General features: G+C 37.9%; 18 protein-coding genes and 1 tRNA gene. 8 read left to right on the top strand and 11 right to left on the bottom strand.

The window, feature by feature from the left end; genetic code table 11:
• Nucleotides 1-148 precede the first annotated feature (148 nt).
• From R2Q94_RS05235 to R2Q94_RS05200, 8 genes are all read right to left on the bottom strand, one after another.
• Nucleotides 149-346: a hypothetical protein gene (locus R2Q94_RS05235; RefSeq protein ID WP_316820390.1), complete on the bottom strand. Its 198-nt coding sequence runs from the start codon at nucleotides 344-346 to the stop codon at nucleotides 149-151.
• Between the two features lie 160 nt (nucleotides 347-506).
• Nucleotides 507-2,669: an alpha-N-acetylglucosaminidase gene (locus R2Q94_RS05230; RefSeq protein WP_316820389.1), complete on the bottom strand. Its 2,163-nt coding sequence runs from the start codon at nucleotides 2,667-2,669 to the stop codon at nucleotides 507-509.
• A complete protein-coding gene (locus tag R2Q94_RS05225) occupies nucleotides 2,653-3,798 on the bottom strand; it encodes a family 20 glycosylhydrolase (RefSeq protein WP_316820388.1) in 1,146 nt (381 codons plus the stop codon). Before R2Q94_RS05225 ends, R2Q94_RS05230 begins: the two co-directional genes overlap by 17 nt.
• Nucleotides 3,799-3,849: 51 nt before the next feature.
• Nucleotides 3,850-4,749 carry a DUF1735 domain-containing protein gene (locus tag R2Q94_RS05220; RefSeq protein WP_316820387.1) on the bottom strand — a complete coding sequence of 300 codons (900 nt, stop codon included), beginning with the start codon at nucleotides 4,747-4,749 and terminating at the stop codon, nucleotides 3,850-3,852.
• Nucleotides 4,750-4,764: 15 nt separating this feature from the next.
• Entirely contained in the window at nucleotides 4,765-6,414 is a 1,650-nt protein-coding gene (locus tag R2Q94_RS05215) for a RagB/SusD family nutrient uptake outer membrane protein (protein ID WP_316820386.1), read from the bottom strand.
• Between the two features lie 14 nt (nucleotides 6,415-6,428).
• Nucleotides 6,429-9,725 carry a TonB-dependent receptor gene (locus tag R2Q94_RS05210; protein WP_316820385.1) on the bottom strand — a complete coding sequence of 1,099 codons (3,297 nt, stop codon included), beginning with the start codon at nucleotides 9,723-9,725 and terminating at the stop codon, nucleotides 6,429-6,431.
• A gap of 263 nt (nucleotides 9,726-9,988) precedes the next feature.
• Complete coding sequence (locus R2Q94_RS05205) at nucleotides 9,989-11,170, bottom strand: FecR family protein (protein WP_316820384.1); 1,182 nt, start codon at nucleotides 11,168-11,170, stop codon at nucleotides 9,989-9,991.
• A 98-nt stretch (nucleotides 11,171-11,268) separates the two neighbouring features.
• Nucleotides 11,269-11,877 carry an RNA polymerase sigma factor gene (locus R2Q94_RS05200; protein ID WP_316820383.1) on the bottom strand — a complete coding sequence of 203 codons (609 nt, stop codon included), beginning with the start codon at nucleotides 11,875-11,877 and terminating at the stop codon, nucleotides 11,269-11,271.
• 88 nt (nucleotides 11,878-11,965) lie between these two features.
• Here R2Q94_RS05200 and R2Q94_RS05195 point away from each other — a divergent pair, with 88 nt between their 5' ends.
• From R2Q94_RS05195 to R2Q94_RS05175, 6 genes are all read left to right on the top strand, one after another.
• A complete protein-coding gene (locus R2Q94_RS05195; RefSeq protein ID WP_316820382.1) occupies nucleotides 11,966-12,418 on the top strand; it encodes a hypothetical protein in 453 nt (150 codons plus the stop codon).
• 186 nt (nucleotides 12,419-12,604) lie between these two features.
• Nucleotides 12,605-12,680, top strand: a tRNA-Lys gene (locus R2Q94_RS05190).
• 70 nt (nucleotides 12,681-12,750) lie between these two features.
• Complete coding sequence (locus R2Q94_RS05185) at nucleotides 12,751-12,969, top strand: hypothetical protein (protein ID WP_316820381.1); 219 nt, start codon at nucleotides 12,751-12,753, stop codon at nucleotides 12,967-12,969.
• A 210-nt stretch (nucleotides 12,970-13,179) separates the two neighbouring features.
• The gene (locus R2Q94_RS05180; protein WP_316820380.1) at nucleotides 13,180-13,608 is read left to right on the top strand and encodes a hypothetical protein; all 429 of its coding nucleotides are present in this window, start codon (nucleotides 13,180-13,182) and stop codon (nucleotides 13,606-13,608) included.
• Between the two features lie 392 nt (nucleotides 13,609-14,000).
• Entirely contained in the window at nucleotides 14,001-14,243 is a 243-nt protein-coding gene (locus tag R2Q94_RS22145) for a S41 family peptidase (protein WP_410478522.1), read from the top strand.
• 438 nt (nucleotides 14,244-14,681) lie between these two features.
• Nucleotides 14,682-16,184, top strand: coding sequence for a TlpA disulfide reductase family protein (locus R2Q94_RS05175; protein ID WP_316820379.1), 1,503 nt, complete (start codon nucleotides 14,682-14,684; stop codon nucleotides 16,182-16,184).
• Between the two features lie 294 nt (nucleotides 16,185-16,478).
• Here R2Q94_RS05175 and R2Q94_RS05170 read toward each other — a convergent pair whose 3' ends face one another.
• The gene (locus R2Q94_RS05170) at nucleotides 16,479-16,856 is read right to left on the bottom strand and encodes a TraB/GumN family protein (protein ID WP_316820378.1); all 378 of its coding nucleotides are present in this window, start codon (nucleotides 16,854-16,856) and stop codon (nucleotides 16,479-16,481) included.
• 297 nt (nucleotides 16,857-17,153) lie between these two features.
• Between R2Q94_RS05170 and R2Q94_RS05165 the strand changes: the two genes are divergently transcribed.
• Together R2Q94_RS05165 and R2Q94_RS05160 are read left to right on the top strand one after the other, a co-directional pair.
• Nucleotides 17,154-18,425, top strand: a complete 1,272-nt coding sequence (locus tag R2Q94_RS05165; RefSeq protein WP_316820377.1) for a DUF418 domain-containing protein — start codon at nucleotides 17,154-17,156, stop codon at nucleotides 18,423-18,425.
• Between the two features lie 8 nt (nucleotides 18,426-18,433).
• On the top strand, nucleotides 18,434-18,892 hold the full coding sequence (locus R2Q94_RS05160) for a nuclear transport factor 2 family protein (protein WP_316820376.1): 459 nt from the start codon (nucleotides 18,434-18,436) through the stop codon (nucleotides 18,890-18,892).
• Nucleotides 18,893-18,949: 57 nt separating this feature from the next.
• Here the strand turns inward: R2Q94_RS05160 and R2Q94_RS05155 are convergent, their stop codons facing one another.
• On the bottom strand, nucleotides 18,950-22,237 hold the full coding sequence (locus R2Q94_RS05155) for a GAF domain-containing protein (protein ID WP_316820375.1): 3,288 nt from the start codon (nucleotides 22,235-22,237) through the stop codon (nucleotides 18,950-18,952).
• A gap of 172 nt (nucleotides 22,238-22,409) precedes the next feature.
• Complete coding sequence (locus R2Q94_RS05150; RefSeq protein WP_316820374.1) at nucleotides 22,410-23,483, bottom strand: ATP-binding protein; 1,074 nt, start codon at nucleotides 23,481-23,483, stop codon at nucleotides 22,410-22,412.
• Nucleotides 23,484-24,073: the final 590 nt, after the last annotated feature.

Raw genomic sequence — 24,073 nt, 5'->3', positions numbered from 1 at the left:
CAATTGTAAAAAACGGCTTCTTTTGCTCGAATTTTATCCTATAGAAGGATTTTGAACACAATTAAAACAATTTTCCAATTGTGGAATTCGTTCACATTGTTGCTCATACCGAGAAAAAGAAGCCTCAAAACCCATGAATTTGCAAGCGTTATTTTTTATGCATGTCTTTTAACATTTCAATCTTTTGTCTGGCTTCATCTAATTCAATTTTACTGTCTACTGCCAAGCCGATACCTGCGCCGCAGGTTGCACAGCTAAAATTTATTCCCTGAATCAACTGTTTCACATCGAATGAAATCGGAGCTTTGCATACCGGACATGGAATTACTTGATTTACTGCCATCATAATTTTATAATTTTAAGAGGTTAAAACTCGTATCTGGTGCAGCTGCACCATTACATTAATTACGCTAATTTATATATTTCTTCCAGGAATCTTCTCTTGTTTTGCTTTGATGGCCAACCCTAATAATTAGTCAATTTATCCTAGCGTTCCCAGAAGAAACCTATTCTTTCCTTACCATTCGTTCAATCAGTCGATCCAGTTCCTTTTTTGTCAGTGACTTTGAAGGGTACAAATCCTTTCGCTTCACCCATTCCGTCTCCATTTTGAAGTAATCCGGTTCGGGTACATTTTTTGAACTCATCTTCGCGATCTGCCAGTTGATAAATTGCTCCCACCTCGACAAGTAAATCGTGCTCAACACACCCGACCATTCTTTATGTGCATAATCATGTAGATCTGTCTTAGGATTGTTAACAGGACCCCAGAAAATGATCTGTGTTTTTGCATTCATTAAAGCATTCTCCTTGTCTGATTTTGAAGCGCCAAAATCTAATGACTGCTGCAACCACCTGTTCAGCAGAAAATATTTACTCGTACTCAATAAGGAATCCTGTTGCAAAATCATATGTTTGAATTTTGCACTGCTGGATTTAAATTCCTCCAGGTTTTTTGTTTTTATCGCCTGCATCATTGAAGCATATACTTTATCTGCTCTATTTGCCTGCAATTGTCGCACAAAATCAATCCGGTCTGTCTGATAGGTCTCCAGACCTTCAAATTCTTTTGCGGCGGCCACAAACATCCTTACTCCTTCTTCAAATTGCTCCACATCATAGTTTCTTTTTCTGGTTCCCCAGGAAGAAACAGACTCAATATCCATCGCCGGTCTGGCACAAAAAATAGATTCAGAAGGCCCTTCCTGATTGACTTCAGGACTACTATAAGCTGTTTCTAAAAATACTGCCCATGCCTTGTCGATAGTCGAACTACGCTTTCCATAACGGTAATTTGTATAACTGCCAATCCATTTTTTAAGATCCAGATGATCCTTATGCCAGCCCAGTTCCAGCATCAGATCATAAGCAACAGGGTTGTTATAAATACCTTCAGGGATAATCCCAATACCTTTTAAAGAACTAGCATAAGTACTGTTTTTTGCCCGGAATACCTCATCCGAAAAACGCTGTAGCTTACCATAAATCCCATTTTTCTCCCCGAAGTTGCTCACATTACTCCATACAAATGGCGTATTTTCATAACCATGGCGTTTTTCCCAATTGTTGGTATTCTCGCCAAAAAGCTCTATCACCAGAGTTTTATCTTTGTTCAAACCCGACAATAGCGCATCCGCCGGGTTCTGTTGCCAGCCCTGCAAAACCCAGGTGGCACCAGGGTAATTTTGCTGCATCACCTGCTGAATGTGCTTTCCTGATGCTGCAAGATCAGCTCCTTTAGAAGTCCCTCCTTCATGAAAAGGATCTCCACCGAAGAAGTGTAAATCATCACCGTACAACTTTTTCATTTCAGCGTAATAGATATTCGCTACTTTATCAAAGTAAGGATCCTCAGGAAGTAGAAAATCCGGGCGTTTGAATCCTCCCGCCCATAGCCCCTGATCAATTACTTTAATCGCTGCCTTATCTTTTAAATTCGAAGGGATCATTCCATAAAAGCCATGCATTACCGGCTCCATGCCCAGTTGCTTCATTCGTTTTAAAATCTTTTGCTGGAGCAAGACCTGCTGGTCTATCAGAGCCTGACTAACCGGGCCACCCCATCCTTCCAAATTCCCCATTAACCACCAGGCACCAAAAGCAGGACCTGCGATAAAATCAGTAATTTCCTTTTCAGTGTACCCCAATTTGCGTAAAGTACCTTGCCATACCCCTTCCATTCCAACAGGAGCTAACATCAGGTTCACTCCATTTAAAGCCATCCAGTCTAATTCTCTTTCCCAATCTTTCCAGGTATAAAAACTCATGGAATAGCTAATGGTACAATAATTCAAAGCATATCGATATCGGTAAGGAGAAATGATCCTTACTTTGTTTTTTATCTCAGGAAGCTTATTTAAAGCAGAAAGCTGATCGCCAAAATGCGACATACTCCTATTACAATAATACTTAAGGTACCAGTTCAGTCCCTCTGCAGCAGCACTTGCAGAACTCGCTGCCACCAGTACTTTCCCATTATTAGTCGACAATTCAAAAACCTCATTTCCCTCAGAGGCAGGTATTATTTCTAAAACCAGGCCTTTTACCAACCAGGGAAATCTCCTGGAAGCAATATCCCTGACCCCTTCATATGGTTCACTATGGGCGGAAATCCCTGCCAACAGCAGCAAAAACAGCATCAAAATCTTATTCCTATTCATTTTTTTCATTTGACTCAAAATTATTTTTTATTCTTCTAATTTCAGCGAAAAGCGTTTTAAAAGTTTTCACTGTGCTATCCTGATCTGCTTGTTTACCATGATAGGCTAAAATAAAATCCCTGGAATTGCCCCACATCGTATGCATCATCCCTTGCATTCTATTCGACAAAGTGCTGGAAAATGCAGCCCTGTTTCCATTCTTTCTGATCGCCTTCATCATCTCCAGTTGAGCAAGTGCAACCTCAGGTTTGTAGCAAGGCGAGGCCAGTACATTGAAGCCTTTAATCGCAAAATAAGCAGGTGTTGGCGCGGCATCCTCATATTTCCAGTCACAAATCACAATGTCTTTTGGAATCATATCAATTGCACGATGTGTATTGTTCATACTCGCCTGCCAGGCGGATAAACCAGTAGTTTTCCCGTCGATTAAACGATCACTCCACATCCACATCTCGCAACCCTTTCTTTTCAGGTGGTCGTGTAAAGCAGTAACATAAGTCGCAAAAATTTCCGCCTTATCCAGTCCGCCGCAACGTGGGCATCTTTCATCGCCAATGATCCATACTTCATCCAGTCCCACATGAAATGCATCGGCGCCACAAAGCTCAATCAGCTCATCTATTGCCGGGAAGATGATTTTAAACAAATCTGGATGTTTTGGACATAAACTTTTACTGTAAAAATCAAACATGGTATTGGCTGGCTTCCAGGGATTCGGTGGGTTCAGATGTGGAGATTCATCAAACTGAGGATAAGCTTTCAACAAGGGTAATATGCTGATGTCTTCAGATTGATGCCCAAGCAGATTCATTTTGGGAATAAACCGTATGCCTGCATTACGACAAGCTTTAACGATTTTCAACAGGTTATCTTTTGACAAAGCATGATATCCGGCCAGTTCCGGGCGGCTATTAAACTGGTATTTATAATTTATCCGCAGCACCAGCGTATTGACTCCCTCTTTAGGTAAAACATCCTTAATAAAATCGCAAAACAGGGGGACATCCTGAGGATCCGGAGTTGACAATAACAATGCACTTACGGGAAAAACTGCCGATACGGACTCATTTTTTTGAGCACGCGTTTCTATTGGCCCTCCAATTAGAAGAGCAAATATAATCAGGTATATTCTATTCATGATCCAGGTTAAAATGGAGGCCCCGGAACCGGGACCTCCTTTACTTCCTAATTAAATTTTCTTTAATGTTTCTGTCATCTCTGCCCCATACCCGTAATAACTGTAGTTATAGTACAACACAAAAGTATTCGTTAACGGATCAAAGGTACTGGTGGTTCCCGGTCTGTTTGTCAATAAATTACCAGGGGTTTCCAGATGTCCGGAAACGAGTACCGTATTGTCAGCAGGATTTACTTTCAGTAAAAACTTATTGCTGCAACACCAAGGCCCAAGATTGGCAATCAAATTCACCTCATAGGTATGATTGGCAATTTTGGTTATCGTTTTTCTAATCTTTGTAGGGTCCGTACCATATCCATCTCCATTTCTTATGCCACTTGCGATATAAGTACCACTTACAAAATCAGGTACAGTGAGGTTAACCTGATAATAAGCCGTTTTCAGTTCCGCTTTCAGAGGCAATGCCGGCTTAGCGCTTTTAATAGAAATTGGGATAAGATATCTCTTTTCTTCCGTCAGGAGTTTAGGGTTGATACTGAATTGCTGAATAGAGCTGATGCGTTCGTTTCTCTTAATACTTGCCTTCAAACTCCCTGCTGTAAATGCTCCCGAGGGAGGAAGTTCATAGGGCATCCTACCTGCAGTAGTTTCAATCTCATTTAAAGAATCCAGTTTGTGCTGGTCGACCATAAATTCGACCTCAATATCCTGTTCCGCCTCATCTTTTCCTTCCAGATAAGCACTATACGGACGGTAGTAAAGGGTATCTTGCTCTCCGGATGCTCTGCTCCTCATCTCGATGATATTAAAAGGATTTCCTCTCGGAGACTGTGGCATATACAACATGGGCTGATTGGCAATGCCCGGTAGCTCAATTTCTTTCTGACATGCGCTGAACATGAAGAGCAGCACAAAGAACAATAAACTCAGTTTATGATTTATATTTTTCATCTTTTTAAAGCTTGGTTAATAACCTGGATTTTGACTAAAGCCCGAACTTACTCCGCCCAGCTTATCTATTTCCGACTGTGGAATTGGCAGAAAATACTGTTTCACTTTATCAAAGGTTCGTTTCTCAATAATCGGATAGGTATAAGTCGTATCAGTTCCAGACACCTTAATCGACACCCCCCTCACCACTTTATTATCTACTGTTTCTGCAATTTTCCATCTGCGGACATCCCAAAACCGTTGTCCTTCAAAAGCCAGTTCAATCCTTCTTTCATGCCTGATTTTTTCACGCATTTCTTCCCTTCCTAATCCAATAGGCAAAGGAGGCATACTCACCCTTGCACGAACAGCATTTACAGCGTCATAAACCTGCTGATCCGGGCCAATCGCTTCATTGTAAGCTTCGGCATAGTTCAGATATACTTCTGCTGTTCGCATCAAAACCCATCTACGTGGAGAATCTCCGGAGGAATTGATCAGATTTACGGATTCCAGAAGGTATTTTCGCTGCCAGTAATTGGTTGCTGTTTTTCCTGGTTCGGCGGCATCAATCCCTAGAGGATCAGTTTTCCTCCCTTTCCAGATACTTCCCGGGTACAAAACGGATTGATAAAACCGTGGATCACGACCTGCATATGGATGATTGGCATCATAGCCTGAACCAGGCTCGGCAGGGCGTTTTCCGCTTGCTTTAAGCTCGTAATCGTCTACCAGTTCCTGAAGAACTGTTACTCTGGCATAGCCGATATATCCTGTTGGATTCATTTCCCGGTCTATACCTGCATCTCCAAATGCTCCTGGTGCAGGACGTCCCCAGATCACTTCCTGATTGGTAAACTGTGTAAAGATTTCCGAATATTTGGGGTGCAACAAATAGCCGGCAGCCAGAGCTGATTCCAGCGCAGTTTTATTCGCATCCATGGCATCTTTCCATCTGGTATTTACACCATTGGGATTGAACAATGGACTGGCATAATACAATAGTACGCGCCCCCTTAAAGCCATCACAATCGTTTTTGATGCCCTGCCAATTTCCGCTTGCCGATCCGCATAATTGGCTGGCAGTAGCGGCTCGGCTTCCGCAAGGTCCTTTAAAATAGCGGCCACAACTTCATCCACAGAGTTCCGTTTAAAAAAAACAGGTTCATCTCCCAATGGGTTCTGAATAGATTCAAATAATGGCACTCCTCCCCATCCGCGAAGCAATTCAAAATAATAGTAAGCCCGCATGGTCAGGACTTCACCTCTCAGTCGTTTTTTACGGTCGGGATAGTTATTGTCCTCAGGAATTTTCCCATAATTTGCCAGCACGATATTACATCGTCTGATCTGGGTAAAATAATCCTTCCAGCGTCCTCTTAGGGGAAATGCGGAAGGTGTAAAAAAGCCACTGTTAAAATTACCCGCATCAGCTCCATCGGCCGTAATTGTGGCCTGATCCTGACTCTGATCTGTTTCATCTGTTGCGCTAGACATTGGCCAGAATGTTCGGAACATGTTGGGTACTGAATTGTAAATATTATTTACGAATAATTCTGAATTTCCAATATCTGAGAAGACCTCTTCTTCAGAGATTTTCGCATTTGGCAATCGATCCAGATAATCTTTTTTACAAGCGGAAAGTCCAATCGCGACTGAGACCAGTAAAATATATAGTTTTTTCATACTCTTAATTTAAATTAGAAGTTAACGGTTAAGCCCAGATTGTAAATGCTCTGAATCGGATAGGAAAGTCCTGAAAATGATCCGCCAACATTAGATTCGGGATCAACATTGATGTCCTTCAAATGATCCCAGGAATATAAATTCATGGCATTGACGAATATCCTGGCAGTTTTGGTTCCTACTTTTCGTGTCCAGGCAGAAGGCAGTCGGTAACCCAATTCTAGGTTCTTTATTTTCAGGTAGTCGGTTTTGCGAACCCAGAAGGTAGAATTGATAAAATTGTTCCCATTTTTACTTTCATTTCCGTGTAGAACAGGAAATTTGGCATTAACCGCATTCTCTGGCGTCCATCTTTCCAGATGATGTGGCCTGATTCCATCCCTGTAAGTGTATACAATCTGATCCGAATAAATTTGTCGGCCACCCATTGCACCTTGCAACAATATACTAAGGTCGAATCCTTTATAGCTTAAGCCAAAAGATGCCCCAAAGACCTGATTTGGCACGTTCAATGTAGGAATCGGAATCCTGTCTTCCGGACCAATGGATCCATTTCCGTTGATATCTCTATATTTTAAATCACCTGGAATAACGGAGGTGAAGCTCTGTATAGGACTATTGTTGATCTCTGTTTGGTTCTGGAAAAAACCTAAGGCTTCATAGCCTAAAGAATAGCCAACTGGCAATCCAATCTGACTTTGCCATGGGTACTGTAATTTAGGCTCATCAATTTCCAGGATTTTATTTTTGGTGAAGGTATAATTCAGATTGGAAAACAGGTAAACTTCACCAATAGTAGTATTCAATTTCATTTCAATTTCAAATCCCCTATTCAATACGGCCCCCTTATTTAAACTGAGTTGGGCATCAATCCCAAAATAATCGGGAATCAAGTTAGGTCCTGTGAGGATGTCCTTTCTATGTTCACGAAAAACATCGACAGTTAAGCGGATCTGATCCTTTAAAAATCCTGCTTCAAGACCGATATTACTTTTCGTTGCTTTTTCCCAGGTGATATTGGTATTTCCTACCCTACTTTCATAATAACCGCCAACATTTGTGGGATTGTTACCGAAAGTATAGCCCCCGCCCCTCGCAAATTCAGAAACAAAAAGATAACGCCCATTTCCTATATTGTCATTTCCGACCAGACCATGTGAACCTCTTAATTTCAGGTAACTGAACACTTTATTTTCTTTCATAAAAGGCTCAGCAGACATTAGCCAGCCCGCAGATAAAGCAGGAAAAAATCCATATCTTTTGCCTTTAGGAAAATTCTCAGAACCATTATATCCTGCATTAAACTCGAAGAAATAACGCTGGTCAAAGTTGTATTTCAGCTGTCCAACCAAACCCTGATAAACTCTGGGCAAATCGCCTGTAATGGTCCTGTAATTTCGGTTAAACAACGCTAAACCACTTACATTATGGTTTTTAAAACTTCGATCATACAAAAGCTTCACATCAAAGTAATTGTACCTGGTGGCATTTGTTGCGCCATCCTGACTTAATGAGGTTTTTGCATAATGCTGGATGTAAATCGGCTTACCGGTGATTTCATCAATCCCCCTGTATCGATAGGAAGCCGGCATCTGATATTGTGCGAAATCAATACTTCCAAAGGTTTCAAAAGAGAACAAACTCTTGATTTTTAACCCGGGTGTAATGAAATCAAGTTTTCTGGTGGCGGCGATATTTCCAAAAGTATTGGAGAAATTGCTGTCGGAGTATCCATTGCGGGTCACAATACCATAGGGATTGATAAAGTCTGCCCTTAGGTTTCCTGATGCCAGTGAACCATCCGGATTAAACACCGGTGTTAAGGCATTGTGCATCTGAGATAAAACCACAAAGAAATAACCATTATCATTTCGATCGGCTAGAGGCATGGTCCTATTTTCCAGCCTGGAAGCCAGATCCAGCTGGAGGTCTGTATTTTTATCTAAGGTCACATCAATATTCGAACGGAAGTTGTAACGATCGTATTTATATTTTACACCATACGCATTTTCGTCTGCCACCTTAAAATTGGTTTCCTGACGAAGGTATGAACCAGAGACAAAATACTTCACAAATTTAGTCCCGCCATTTACGTTTAGGTTTACCTGGCGTTGCGGGGTATACTCTCTGATCATTTCCTTGTACCAATCTACGTTTGGATATAAATAAGGGCTGGTTTGATTTTTAAATAATTCCAGTTCCTGATTTGTGTAGATTGGCGCCATACCATCATTTTTGGCAGCTTCATTTCTCAGTAAACCGGAATCATAACTATCCAGAAATTTTGGAAAACGTCCGGGCTTCATTAATGCCGACTGGGCATTTACCTGGATGGTTGGAGGCCCGTCTTCTCCCCTTTTAGTAGTCACCAAAATCACACCATTGGCTCCCTGTATTCCATACAAGGAGGTGGAAGAAGCATCTTTTAGGATCGAGATGGACTCTATTTCATTAGGGTCTATATCTCCGAAATTCTGATCACCCCTAGGTAGTCCGTCTATAACCACCAAGGGTGCCGTATTTCCTGTATACGTGCTGATTCCTCTAATAAAAAGTGAGGAGGCATCACTGCCTGGTCTTCCAGAACGTTGCGCGGTAACCAAACCTGGTATCCGGCCAGCCAGGGCATTTGTAATATTGGCAACCGGACTTTGTTTCAGCTCTTTTGTAGAAATGCTGGAGATCGCTCCTGTTAAGCTAACTTTCGACTGCTTTTGGCCATATCCTACCACCACGACTTCTGATAGACCGGAAGTTTCCTGCTCCATAGATACATCGATCACGGCTCTTCCGTTTACAGGGACTTCCATTGGTTTAAAGCCAATACTGCTAAAAACAAGAATTCCATTTTTGGGAGAAGTTATTTTAAAGCTCCCGGAAGCATTTGTGACCACGGCTCTTTGTTTATCTGACTTTAGGCTCACCGTAACTCCGGGCAATAAGCCGCCTTTGTCTGTAACAGTTCCACTAACAGTGATTTCTTCCTGGGCGTTTTGAGGTACAGATTTCTGGATACTTTTATTTTCCTTAATCAAGACGATTTTACCTTGAATCTTATAGTTCAACCTCTGATTGCTAAAGCATAATTTAAGCGCTTCTTCGAGGCTCACTTCATTGACAACAATAGAGACCCGATTACTTTTTTCAATTAATCTGGTACTCGCCACAAAATCATATCCACTTTGAAGACGGATCTTTTCCAGGACTTCCACCAATGGTGTATTCCGTTCAGATAAAGATATTTTCTGCGCAAAGGTGCTGGCGCTGGATGATAGGACAAAAAAGAACATTAGGGCAATAGTTATTTTCATAACCAATAGGAGTTTTTGGGGACGCCATTTCCCCGGCTTGCCTGGGTTAAAAGCAATTAAATTCATACATTTGAATGAGTTTGGGTTAACGATTGATTATCTGTCGGTAATTTTTATCCGGTCTTACCGGATGGGGTTAGCTCAAATGATTAGACGTATTCCGACTGGTACTCGGAATGCGTTTTTTTTTAGCTCCCTGGTTAAGCTTTAACAGCGTAGAATTTTCTTCATGTTCGTTTGGTTAGGTGGTTGGTCAGATTTATTTAAGGTTTCTTTTTAAAAATGGTCACGTTTGTGCCTGTTATGGTATAGTCGAGATCTTCTGTTTCTTTTAAATAATTGAGTATCGATGAAAGGTTGTTATTGCGTGACACAGCACCCCAGAATTGCATATCACCGATATCTCCTTTTAGTTGAACATCTACCCCATACCATCTGGAAACTTTACGCATGATACTTTTAAGGCTTTCATTTTTGAAAACGATTTTGCCATTCATCCAGTCGAGGACTGCTGATTCATCCGCTTTTTCTACTTTAAGTTGCTGACCTTTTAATATAGATTGCTGTCCGGGATGTAGCACTAAGCCAGCGCCACCGTTTGTAGAATGTACCCGTACCGCTCCTTCCAATAAAGTGGTTGTGGTAGCCTCTTCGTCAGCATAGTTATTGATGTTAAAATGAGTACCCAAAACTTCCGTTGCCTGTCCTGGGGTTTTTACTACAAAGGGATGGTTCTTATCTTTTGCAATTTCAAAGTACGCTTCTCCTTTTAACTCCACCACCCGTTTTCCTGGACCAAATGAACTTGGAAATTTCAACTCAGAAGAAGCGTTGAGCCATACCCTACTACCATCAGGTGTCACCAATTGATAAACCCCACCTTTTGGCGTAGTGATGGTGTTAAAGGCGGTATCTATATTTCCCGAAGACTGGAGCAAACAGGTTAATTTTCCTCCAATAATTTTGGCATAGCTTGCCCCATCTTTATTGACGACTAAGCCTTCATTTGCATTTTCAAGATCAATAGACTCACCGTTGCTCAGTGTAAGCCTTGCTCTATTGCTTCCCGGCGTAATATCTCCCGAAGCCAATATTTGATTGCCTGGGAGCTTATGATCAGCATTGGATTTAAAGAAATACCATGAAAAAGCAGTGATTAGGGTAAGTATTGCAGCAGCTTTAAGAAAGATGTTCCAGGAGCTTCGTTTTTGAGAAAGTTCTTCCTGGATGATATTGTTGATAGACGTTCTGTTGTGACTTAAGCGTGTGGATACCTCTACAGTATCTTGCGTTTCGAAATGCTCAGATTCCAGTTCCGCCTGGATGATCTTTTTCAATTCCGTTTCCTCTCCTTTTAAAAGAAAGTGATTCATCAGGTAACTGATTTCTTCTGGTGTACATTTTTGGGAAAGGAACTTATAGTATAAATCTTTTAAATCCTGCATAGTTTCTGGCTTAGCTCTATATACCAATACGCAGCTAAACCGAAAAGTCTATGCCCGGAAGATTAATTTTTCTAAAAATAAAAATGAAAGGGATAACACTAGCTCCGAAACACTTGAATCAGGCTGAAAATGATCAATGCAATGAAGAAGAAAATCCGGGAATTACTGATTTCTCTACGTAAAAAATTCATGGCTTTAGCCATATGGTCTTTGATTGTGCCTTTAGAAACACCGAAATGCCAGGCTGCATGCTCATAACTTTGGTCATCCAACTTGATCTTTCGAAATACAAGCGCTCTTTGTGGAGGAAGTTTGTCAATTGCTGCTTCTAAAGCCCGACTTGTTTCTTTTAATGCAATGCTATCAGTGATGGGATCATGAAGTTCCGTCATCATTAAGGCCAGCTGATCGGTCAGCTTTTTATCCCTTGCGGCTTTCCGATAAAAATCAATCGCACAGTTTCTGGAAATCGTAATTAAGAATCCCTCAAAAGGCAGTTCCTCATTTAATTCTATTCTTTTATTCCATATTTTAAGAAATACATCCTGATGAAGCTCTCCCACAATTTCAGGAATATGGATAAGTTTTCTGAGGTTATAATAGACCTTTCGTTCATAAACCTGATACAATGTATTAAATGCCTTCTGATCCCCAGCTTTCAGTTTTATAAGCAGTGCTTTCTCTACATCAGGCAGAAGTTTAGGCATAAAGTGATATCAGTTAGATGGTTAGAACTGCTTGCAATATAAAACAAATTTCAAGTGGAATTCTGATTTTTCTATATCTTTAATTCAGATGGCCAGACTCTTTTTAACTTATTTGCTCTTCATATTTCCATTTGTGAGTACAGCACAGTCAAATGAAACTGCTCAGAAATATCTTGAAAATACTTTAGGCTATAAAATCCATACTTATAAATCCTCTGGAAAAGATACCCAGGTTATTATTTATGCGCTAAAATTCAATAACTGCACCTTGAACTATAACATTCAGAAAAAAACAAAGAGGGAAATAGAGCAATTTACAGTTAGAATTGGACTGAATGGTCTTTCTAAAATTAGCATGAACAAAACTAAAGAGGGTAATTATGTCCTCAGACTTTGGACTAAAGGAAAAAGTATCATAAAAGAATATGCTGATGGAAACCTGGTTCATGAAGCATCCCAAACCATTCCTATGAAACGTGCAGATTTAAAAGCACTAAAATACCTGGAAATACTTACCAATACCTGCAAAAATAATCACTAGCCCCCTAACCTCTGCAACCCGACCATTATAAAGCCAAAAAAAGATCAAAAATAACAGAAATTTTTCTAACTAATAATCAAGTCATTAAGCACAATAACTGCATTAAAACGAAATAAAACATAGTCTTATGCATAAACTTTAAATAATTTTTCTACTTTTGCACTCCCGAAACAAGGGAACATAAATGATTCCGTAGCTCAGCTGGTAGAGCATTACACTTTTAATGTAGTGGTCCTGGGTTCGAATCCCAGCGGGATCACCAGAACAAAAACCTCACAGAAATGTGAGGTTTTTTGCTTTTATACTCAAATAAAGATTGTGAAAATCCAAAGATGCTGAGTAAATTGCGAGTAGAATCTATGGAGGAAGATATGAAAAAAAATCCTAAAAATATGCTTAATGAACCTTCGGAAGTATACATCACAAAATTGTCCGATGACGAGCGTTTACGAAGAGATGTTTTCCGTTCTGATATGGATAAACTGAAACTTTTTACTAAAATGTTAAGAATGAACAGCATGTTCAATAAAGCGGTAGTTATTCATAAATAGTTATTATGGATCTCTTAAATAATTAGAGAATCTATCTTTTTTAGATTGCTATGAACTTGCTTCTATTGCCATTCTTGAAGATGTAAAAGTTCCTTTTTTACACATTAATCAATTGATAGCGAATAAAAAAGCTGTTAATAGGCCCAAAGACCAAATAGATGTTATTGAGTTAGAAAAGATCAAAGAATTAAGAGATAATTCGAAGTATTAATGAGAACATTTTCAGTTATTCTTGCAGTTGTATTATCTATAATATCGCTGATATATTTTCTATTTGCACAGTCGGTTGGAGATTTTGGTAGACCGACATATAGGATTATTCTCATTCTTTCCCAGAATAACAAATCTACAATTTATATAAAAACTAAAAATTGGGGTGTGACCGATGATTACCAACTTACTGTTGTTTCAACCTCTCCAGAAAAAGAATTTGAACCTGATTCTACTAAGGAAATGATTTTTAAAGGACTCGAGCCTTTCTTATATAAATCGAATAAAGATACATTGTGCTTGTTTGTTCGGGAAAAGAGTATCATTCCTGAAAATATTCGATCCAAATGGATAGTTAAACAAACCGAAGTCGACAATCCTAAAATGATGAGCTTAAGAAATGATAGTTCCTTTAAGAGAATTGAGTAGAGTTGATAAGTTTGTTCTTTTCGTTACTAAATTCAACATTAGCAATATTGAAAAAGTTATTCGGCTGACAAAAAAATTGGTATGAATTTTTTAATCCAAAAAGCAATTATAATTCTAGTGCTTTATAAGGAGGAAAGTGTAATTTTATATAGGAATTGCAGCTAAAACGTATAAAATAAATGGTGAGAGATTCGGTAAGTCAAAATTTAAAACTGTACTAAATACTAATTAAACGCTGATTTTAGGACTAGGTTTTGATACCAGCGGGATCACCAGAAAGTACAAAAGCCTGAATTCAATTGTATTCAGGCTTTTTTTATACTCAAAAAGAAATTTACTTTCAGATGGCTTGAACGGTGTTATTCTACCTGGAGATATGATCCTTGAGGTAAATAAAATCCTTTCCGAAAGAAATCAGACTCCCAGATATCTTACGCCCGGAAACACGGGATACTTACAACGCAACATATAGTATAACCGGAAAGGTTGTATTTCTAACCGATGAATCTGCTATAAGCGCTTCCGAATCGCTATTAGGTTTAGTTAAGGATTTTAACTTAGGCACCCTTATAGGCAGTCTAACTGCAGGAGCAAATGGAGAGGTAAACATTGCACTCATGCCTTATAATAGATAATTAGCGTTTTACTGTGAATCACCATCAATATTTATTCATTCCAAACTGATTATTTTTTTGACAAGAAACTTCAACCATTTCGAACAACAAGATCAGATAGCTTCACAACTGGATACATTTTTTAGATCTGTTAATTAAATATTTCTGTAAAAGAAGCCTATTGATTTTTGATTATTTATAAATAACTAATAAATTAATGTTTTTATTTTATATCTTCAGTTTATAGTTATAAGCTAAAAGTCATCATTTCATATGCACCTGTTAACGTTTATCTTTATGAAAACTACCCTATATCGGTATATACTACATTAATTAAAAGTTTCACAATTCTTATTACCAGATTTACCAAAAACTTATTATCAATAACTAATAATCAATTAAATGTTCTACATGATATATTTCAATTCAAAAATGATTAAAGGTTTATACCTACTAATAATGTATCTGTTATTATTTCCTTTATCTGTGCTGTCACAAACAGCAACTATCAAAAGCAATTTAGAATTAAGTAAAACTAACAACATTGCTTTAATTGAGAAATTTCCAGATAGCATTAAAGAGCACGTCTCATTTATTAATAATTTTTCAAAAAAAGATTCAAGTTCTTTAATGATCCAATATGATAAATGGATGATGAAATTTCCCAAATCATATGTGATTCCGTTTGCTATCGGAAAATTCTTTTATAAAAATGAAGATCCCAAGGCTAAAAAATATTTACTCAAAGCTGTATCTCTAAAACCAGATTTAGATGAAGGATGGTACTACTTATCAATTGATGCATTAAGATGGGGAGATCGTGATTTGTATAGTTATTATTTAAAGAAGGCTATGGAAGCAGACAAAAAAAAATTAGATTATGTGATAGAATACGTCGGTTCAATAAAGAATATTTCAAAAGATAAATTAGACTCTTTATACCTAGACATTGAATTAAGATTCAGGAATACGGATGCTGGTGCAAATGCTTTGTTTTTCTTGGCAAGTAACAATGATAATATCGATATACAAAGATCCTATTATGATCAATTATTTAAAAGATATTCTATATCCCAGCCGCCCATATTTAGAACTGGAATGTCTAATTATTTTACCTCATTACTTAATTGGGGTGCTTATAAGGATGCTTTTCAACTTTCTATTGATATGATTTATGTAGTGGAGAAAAATAAACTGGAATGGAAACATAAGCTAAAAGTGGCTAAATGCTTTTTAGAACTGAAAAAATTAATAACTGAAAAACAATATGCTGAAGCATTGGTTATGCTTAACTCTATTAAACTGACCGATAATTTTAGTAACAGTGATGTTAATGTAGCAGAAAGTGTGCTATTACTTAAGGCTGAGCTTTCGGATCTTTTAAACAATACCCAAGCGGCATATGACAGTGTTGTTGTGAATTATATAAAGAAGCCTTCTGACAAGCTAAGAACTGCTATGTTTGAATATGGAATTAAACTTGGTAAGGACAGCTCTGGTGTTAAACAGCAGATATTTACCACAAGGCAGGCTAATTCCCAATTAGCTGTTGATCTATCATTAGAAGAATATGGATCGGGGAATAAAATTTCCCTTAAAGATTTTAAGGGAAAACTAGTTTTACTAACTTTTTGGTTTCCAGGCTGTGGGCCCTGCAGGGCTGAATTTCCGCATTTTGAAACTGTTCTGAAAAAATTCGGCAATAATCAGATTATGTATATTGGGGTTAATGGATATAATAGTCAGGATGATTATGTTATTCCTTTTATGAAATCAACAGGATATTCTTTTACAGCTGTTAAGGTCGACCTTCATCAAGATTTAAAGATGTTTGCAGGTGACGGATATCCCAGAAATTATCTAATAGATAAAAATGGACATATAGTTGCATCCAAATTTTATATTAATGAAGACAATGAGCGTATGCTTGAGCTTTTAATAGCTGAACAACTAGAAAATTGATAGGTGATGAGGATTAATTTTGAAAGAACTTTGTTCAAAATGGCAGTTTAATAAAAGGCTCCATGAACTTCATATACTGTCGGCCAAGAAATGTGCTTAGAATTATAAAATAAACGCTAAATAATACATTTCTAAAGAAAGATGGGCTTCTATGTCTAAAAGAAATAGTAAGCCTAAATATTGTTAATGCTTAATGAAGCGCCGTAGGCAAAACTTCAGGTCCGGTGTTAGCTCATTTGATTAGATTGGGCAATTATTCAAACGTAAAAAAGTTTATTTTACAAATCCAGGATGTCAAATGATTTTTAAATCTACCTGTTTTATAAAATATCCCTTTTTCTTCAACTGCATGAGAATCCCCTCCTTATACTTCAAATGACCAAATCCAACAGCAATAAATGTTGGACCATTATTTATTGCCTCTAAAATATAAGGCAGCCACAATCTATTTCTTTCTACCAGTACTTTATCATTCATAAATTTAGAATTTTCACTGCCCCCTGTTTTTACATGTTTGGTAAATAAATAATCTTTTTCTTCGATATAGAAGTTCCCAACTGTATTTTTAATTTTTTCAATTTCCCCTAGATTTTTAAACGATAATACCAATGATTGACTAAGTACCTTTTGAACAGAAGATTTCTCTTCTTTTTTTGTCAATGCTTTAGCCATTACATCGAGCGAGCGGAACTTTTTATTTAATTGAACAGATTGATTATAGATTTCTTCATCCAGATTTGCTCCATTTTCATTACTAGTGTACTAACCCCTTAAATAGCTGGACTAGATTTTAAGACCTTGAGATTGATTTTAACAATCAGTTACGTTTACATTAAACAGGTCGTCCTATTTTAATTCGCTTTAAAGTCGAGATTTTTCGTCTTAATCAGCGATTGCATTCCACATCAATTTAAATTCTGAATTTGCGCCAATCAATTAAAGAAAGAAATCAAAATACAGAAAACAGATATGGAACAAGTTAAACCGAAAACACCGATAATAGGGCGAATCACAGTTTTAGATGCACTCAGAGGTTTCGCTTTATTAGGTGTAATCCTGATTCATATGCTGCAACATTTCGGCATCTTTTCAATACCCTCTCCCCAAATCGAAGAAAGGTTCCCGGAAATGAACAAGATAATTCAGTGGATCGGACAGCACATCATCATGGGAAGGTTTGTAAATATCTTCGCCTTTTTGTTTGGCCTGAGTTTCTTTATTCAAATGGATAGCGCAACAAGAAAAGGAATTGACTTTCGGAAACGCTTTGTATGGAGAATGTTTCTTTTGTTCTCATTGGGTATCCTTGCTCATTCATTTTATAGCCTGGAAATAATCTCCGTATACGCCGTTTTCGGCTTGTTGCTGATCCCTTTATACCGGGTGAAGAACTGGGTTCTCATCGTATTTGCCTGCTTATTAATTATTGGAGTTCCAAGAATTATTCAAGCCAACAAACACAATAATGCTGTTTCCGAGCTAAAAATCAATCAACCGCTTCCAAACAACAGTCGAGTCCAACCTGGTATCCCAGATCATATCACTAAACCATCATTCTTAAATTCAGCAAAATATAATTATAAAGAGCGTTTTACTGGAAAGCTAAACTATCAATTTGGTTTAATTGGACGAGGATACCTGACTTTTGCCATGTTTATATTTGGTTTAGTTGTAGGTCGCATTCGTTTTTTTGAAAACATAGGGATAAAGAAATCAAAGAATATGAAGTTATTTCTGGGCTTCGTTTTAGCCACCTTCCTGATAGGCAGAATCATCAATCTATTTCCAACAATCGAAACCCGCCTGTTATTCAATCCAGCTGGTATATATATCCCAAATGAATTGTTGCTCTTACAAGCTTTAAAAGACATTAACCTGGTTCTTTTTTCGGGGGCGCTGGCAATGGGATTCATTATTTTATATCAAACGAAGTCAATGGGTAAATATTTAGACTTACTGTCACCTTATGGACGTATGGGATTAACCAATTATATCATGCAGGGTCTGATTGGAAGCCTTTTATTCTCTATGTGGGCTTTTGGCTCCATCTTTAGCGCCTGGGCTGCAACAGAGCTGTTTATATTGGGAATTGTCATTTACATTGGTCAAGTTATAATTAGCAAATATTGGCTTAAATACTTCCTATTTGGTCCACTGGAATGGTTGTGGCGATCAACAACCTATATGAAGTCGCAACCCTTTAGAAGAATTAGTACCGAAAAAAAAGAAAACCTTAAATAATCAACCAAATGAAAGCATCAATTATTGGACTATTTTTATTCCTTATCACTGCTCAAATTTCCTTCGCGCAGAATTCTACTTCTAAAACTGAAGAACAAATCAAAGACCTCTCTAAGCAAAAATGGCAATGGATGGCAGATAAGAATGTAGAAAAGCTTGCAGCACTTTTCGATAACAAATCAAAATTCGTGCACATGAGTGGTACCTGGAAAAAGAACGAAGAACTTGATATTATTAAAACCGGAAGTATTTGGTACAAGAACGCCGATGTCCATGATGTTGCTGTAGAAATTGTTGATAACACTGCGGTAGTGTGGAGTAGGATTACACTAACAGCTGTTGTTCGTGGCAATGATGCATTGAATGAGTTTACTGTGACTGAAGTCTACAATAAGCAAGGAAAAGATTGGAAATTACTAGCATTGACATTTAGCAGCGTTAGAGATACTCACGTTATCAAGCATTAATAGATTGAAACGGTAATTTCTGATCTTCATTTTTTACCTGTTCTTTAGAATTAACCTTCAATTATTCATGTTTTTATTGATTTGCCTAACATATTTAGGTCTTGGAATAACCACCTCTATTGATGTCCCCTTACCTAATATTGAATCCACATTGACATGGCCATTTAATAATTTTATTTTGCTTCGTATAGATGCCAGTCCAATACCTGATTTCCTTGAATGCGATGGAGACATCCCCTTGCCATTATCACTAACGAAAATTCTGATCTCCTTTTTACCAATATTAACAAAAACATCACAAGTCTTAGCACCAGCATGTTTTATAACATTGACCATTAACTCTTGAGTTGTTCGATAAACAGCCAGTTCCAGGTATTTCTCCATTCTGTTTTGTGAACCTATTACTCTACAGTTAAATTTCGTATAGTCAGATAATTGCTTGCAGACATCATCAATTGCAGTTTTGATCCCAAATTGCTCCAAAGTCGTCGGCATAAGTTCATGAGAAACCCTTCTTGTTTCAATAATTGCTTCAGTGAGTAATTTGCCAGTATAAATCATGATTTCTTCAAATTTATCGTTGTTCATGCCCTGTTTAAGTCCCGCGAGACTGATTTTAATTGCATATAAAATCTGGGCAATACCATTATGAAGACTTTCAGAAATGCGATGTCGCTCTTCCTCCAAGGTGCTCAATGACACACGGAAAACCTCCAAATGCTTCTCTGCTTCCAATTTTCTGATTTTGTCTTCGGCCAAACGCATAGCGGAAATATCAAGGTCTACCCCCAAGACTCTTTCGTTAGCACCTTCCTCATTATAAACAACCGTGGCAGTCAGGTGTAAAACTTTGGTAATTCCTGAAACAGAAATTTCTAAAGATTCTTCAAAATCACAATCTCCATTCCTGATATGTCTGACACTTCTCTCAGCAGCCTCCCGCCCCTTTTCAGTTGTATATTCTAAATAGATTTCAGGCAGTATCATGATTCCCTTTTCCAGGTTAAAGAGCCGGTACATACCATCAGACCAAACTAAAGTACCAGTTGAAATGTTGAAATCCCAACTTCCTAGTAACGCAATTTCTTCCGATTTTTGCAACAATAAATAATTCTTTAAACGCTCTTCCTCAGATAATACGCGCTCTGTGATATCCACATTAGTACTAACCAGGATATCTTCACCTTTTACAAACATCGTGGAATACCAACAGTTTATTCCATCGTAGGAATAATGGTAGTCAATCTTACCTGGTTCTCCATGCTGGATGGTTTTAACCATTAAATCAAAGAGCCCCATTTTTTTGATACCCGGAAACAACTCACAGTATAATTTACCCACCATATCATTTATACCAGCAGTCCTTTCGATCTTTTTATTAACGCTCATGATTCTGAAATCTATAATCTCTCCCAAAGCATTGCGAACCGGTGCGAACACAGATATCCCAACTAAAGTAGTATCGAAAATGGTTTGCAGGTTGTCCTTTGTACGTTGAAGTTCAATAGTTCGATCATAAACTTCCTTTTCGAGCTGCAAAAGGTATTCTGCCTGCACCAGCTGCAAAGTCTGTTTAGCTTCCGTCCGCTCAACTGCTGCCCAGATTCGCTCCGCAACTTCACGTTGAAGTGTTTTCTCACTTTCCGTCCAAAATCTAAAATCAGGACCGGCAGTGGAGAGAACGGCTACCAACTTACCATTACGAATCAATGGAATAGCCGAAACAGACTTAATACCGAGACGAACTAAACGCTCGTCTTCCAGCACTGACAAATTGCAATTTTCATCCGAAAAAAATGGCTCTCCTAAACGAAGTTGCTCAGGCCAGTCAGATCTAGGATCAGAAAGCCAGCCTCTTACTGATTTATGCTCTATTGCCAGACGTCCATCCGTATAACTTCCCAAAATCTCAAAACGGTCCCCATCTTCCTGTATTTTTAAATACTGAACTGAAGAAAGTCCAACATGAACTGCGAACAGCTCTGTAGCAATAGATATAGCTTGAATAGGATCATTGGCTACACTTAGGGCATCGCTGACTGTTAGAAGAAATGATTGCCTTTCTTCGCTTTCTCTTAATATCTTTTCTGATTTCTTTCGGCTTGTGACATCATTAAATATCACTGCAACTTTATTTTCATGCGCTGAACCAATGGGAAAGGCATAGAGCGTAAATGAACGTTCAAGGGCATTTGAATGCTCATCAAAACGTATAGGCTGGCGAGTTTTCGCAACCTTACCATAAATTTCAAACCATTTGCTTTCTATTTCTGGAGTCAATTCTAAGATGGTTAACCCCATAGCGTTTACCAATCCATTATTTTTTTCAAAAGCAGGATTTACCTCTAAAAAACGCCAATTATTTGCTTCCCCCCTAGAATCAAACAACATTTCAATGATACAAAATCCTTCGTCTATATGATTAAACAAAGACTTATATTTCTTTTCGCTTTCACGAAGCTCATTTTCAGCAAGAATACGATTTTGTGTATCAAGAAAACCAGATATTATAACGGCGGCGGTCTGTGTTACAATTTCTGCAAGCACAAGGTCCTCTGTTTTAGCTTCACGTGGGGATTTAAAATACATACCAAAAGCGCCAACAGCCTTGTTTTCAGAAGTTTTAACTGGAAATGACCAGCAAGCGCGATAATCGTACTTTTTAGCAATATAAATCCATTCCTTCCATAATAAATCTTCAAACACATCGGTAGTCAATATTGGCTGCCCAGTTGGTATTGCGAGTCCACAAGCAAGGGAGTCTTTTCCAATAGGAAATCCATCAATTTCCTTCAAATAATCCTCAGGCATATTGCCCGATCCAAAAACCGGGTGTATTTGCTTATTTTCCTCATCGGCCATATAAAAAGCAGTCCTGGCTTCTCCTTGCGTCTCCCTGACCACAAGAGATGCAACAATAGCGAGTGAGTCCTTCAGTGATGCTCCATTTATTGCAGCCTGAAAAGCTTCCTTTTGCATTTGCATGCGTTCCTGATTCACCCTTAAGGCATCCCTCGAGGCAGTAGCGTCTTCTTTAAAGTTTAATGCAACCCGTTTACATTTCTGACTCTCTGAGCTTGCAGCCTCCAATTTTGTATCTCTATCAGCCAACTCAGAATTTATCTTCATCAGCCTATCCTCTTGGTCTTTTCGAAGTAACTGTTCATTTTGCAGCAATTGCTCATTCCTCGTTTTCTCCACTCGAAGACTTTCAAGTTCATTCGTTAATCCCTGGTTCCATTCAGTCGTATTTCCACATTCCTTTTTTAAATCATTACTCACCGAGGCGGAATTTGCAAAATTTTCATCTTGCTTTTTACCTCTCTTTCCTACGCTTTTAGACATATTGGTTCATATAAGTATTCTCAAAACTTCAGGGCTGGCCAACTAGTTTTTAAATTAAAAAACAAACAACATTTTATACATACCCATTTCGCCGTACCATTTGACATTCCTATAAATATCATTTCGAAAGTTTCTATTCACATAACACTGCTTTATCCTCAAATTTTTCTCTTCACAACTTCAAATAAACCTTAAAAATACTGCCTCCTTCCGGCTTATTATCTAAAGTAATTTTACCTCCACTCGCGGTTACAATTGTATGAACCAAATAAAGACCGACTCCGGAACCTTCGACTGAAACTCCGACTCGATTAAACTTTTCAAAAACACTTTTTTTTGATTCATCTGTAAGGCCAATACCATTATCCGAGACACTAATCACGAAATAGTTTTTTTCCTTGTAAGTTCTGAGGGAAATTTCCGGACTCTGGTCTGCTGGGGTATACTTGATTGCATTACTTAGCAAATTAACCAGTACACTACGCAACTTCCGTCGGACAAAAGTAATTTCAGAAATTTGAAGATCCACCTTTATTACTGCGCCCGTTTCCAAAATTTGGGGCGCTAATGTAAGACGAACATCCTCTAAGATATTCTGAAAGTCGATTATTTCCTCGGTGGCTTCATATTTCTGTTTATGCCAGCGGCAGTCGATCAGATCACTGATCACTTTTTTCATATTTATCAAACTTGTTTCTACATTTTCTAAAAGAACAGGAAATTTTTCCATACTTTTTTCAGGAAGTTTCTTCATCAACTCTATGGTAAGTCCTAAGCCAAGTAAGGGATTTTTTATATCATGGGCAATGGTATCCAGTAGCAATTCGTGCTCCGCAATCAGCTTTTCCTGCTCTTTGAGATCTCGAATACGAGGGGTGATATCCACGAAAGTGATAATCACACCGTTAGTAGCATTATCTTTACGAACCCGATAAGGGAGTATATTCATCTGAAACCACCGAAGGTCTGTCGTCTGTATTTCTTTTTCTAAAATCTTACCGGTTGCAATGACAATATTGATATTGTCAATAATCGTCGGAAATCTAAAATTTTCTTTAATTTCTTCTAATGGAACGCCCACATGTTCTGCTCTAAGCTTAAACTGGCTCATAGCTGGTGGAGTAAACTTCCGTAATATTAAGTTCTTGTCAACAAAAAGTTGAGGTATAATGGTGTTTGCGAAATAATTCTCCAACTCTTCATTGAGCGTCGTCAAATTATCAATCTGTTTATTTTTATTATGCATATTAGAGATTAAAAATCAGGATTAACTTTACTTAATTCAACACCTACAAATTCTACGTTAGACAAATGAAAAGTAATATTAGTAACCAACGAAATGCCTCGTCGATAGGTATGATTATGTCTTCATAAGCAGATATATTACGTAAATACCTGCCTTTAGAAAAACTACAATAAGAACTTTTGCATTCCCAACAGCATTTTAATACTTAAGGATTTTCATCACGATTTTAATTCGTGTGTATATCTTTTAAACGAGTTGGTTTTACAGTCTTTATATTGAATTCAAATTTAACATTCGAAGTTTAAATTCCTTTACGGTTTTTAACGTATTAATACCTGTTTTCTTAGCGTATATAACGCAATACTTATCCAGTGAAATATTGGCCAATATTAATTTCCAGTGGTTGGAACAGTTAAAAAAAACTGGAAATCATTTCATATTTATTACCCATTTAAACCCTATTTACACATTATAGAACATGAATCGCCAAAAAATAATAGATAGGTAGATTAGTTTGTAGGCAGGAATTTATTTTTAAATGTAATCCTGTAAAGTGATCCTTAAATTTCCTCATATCACCTGGAACATTT

Origin of the sequence: Pedobacter gandavensis (genome assembly GCF_032678465.1) — a bacterium.
Lineage (GTDB): Bacteria > Bacteroidota > Bacteroidia > Sphingobacteriales > Sphingobacteriaceae > Pedobacter > Pedobacter gandavensis_B.
Note: the sequence above shows the minus strand (reverse complement) of the source record. Positions and strands in the feature narration are given on the sequence as shown.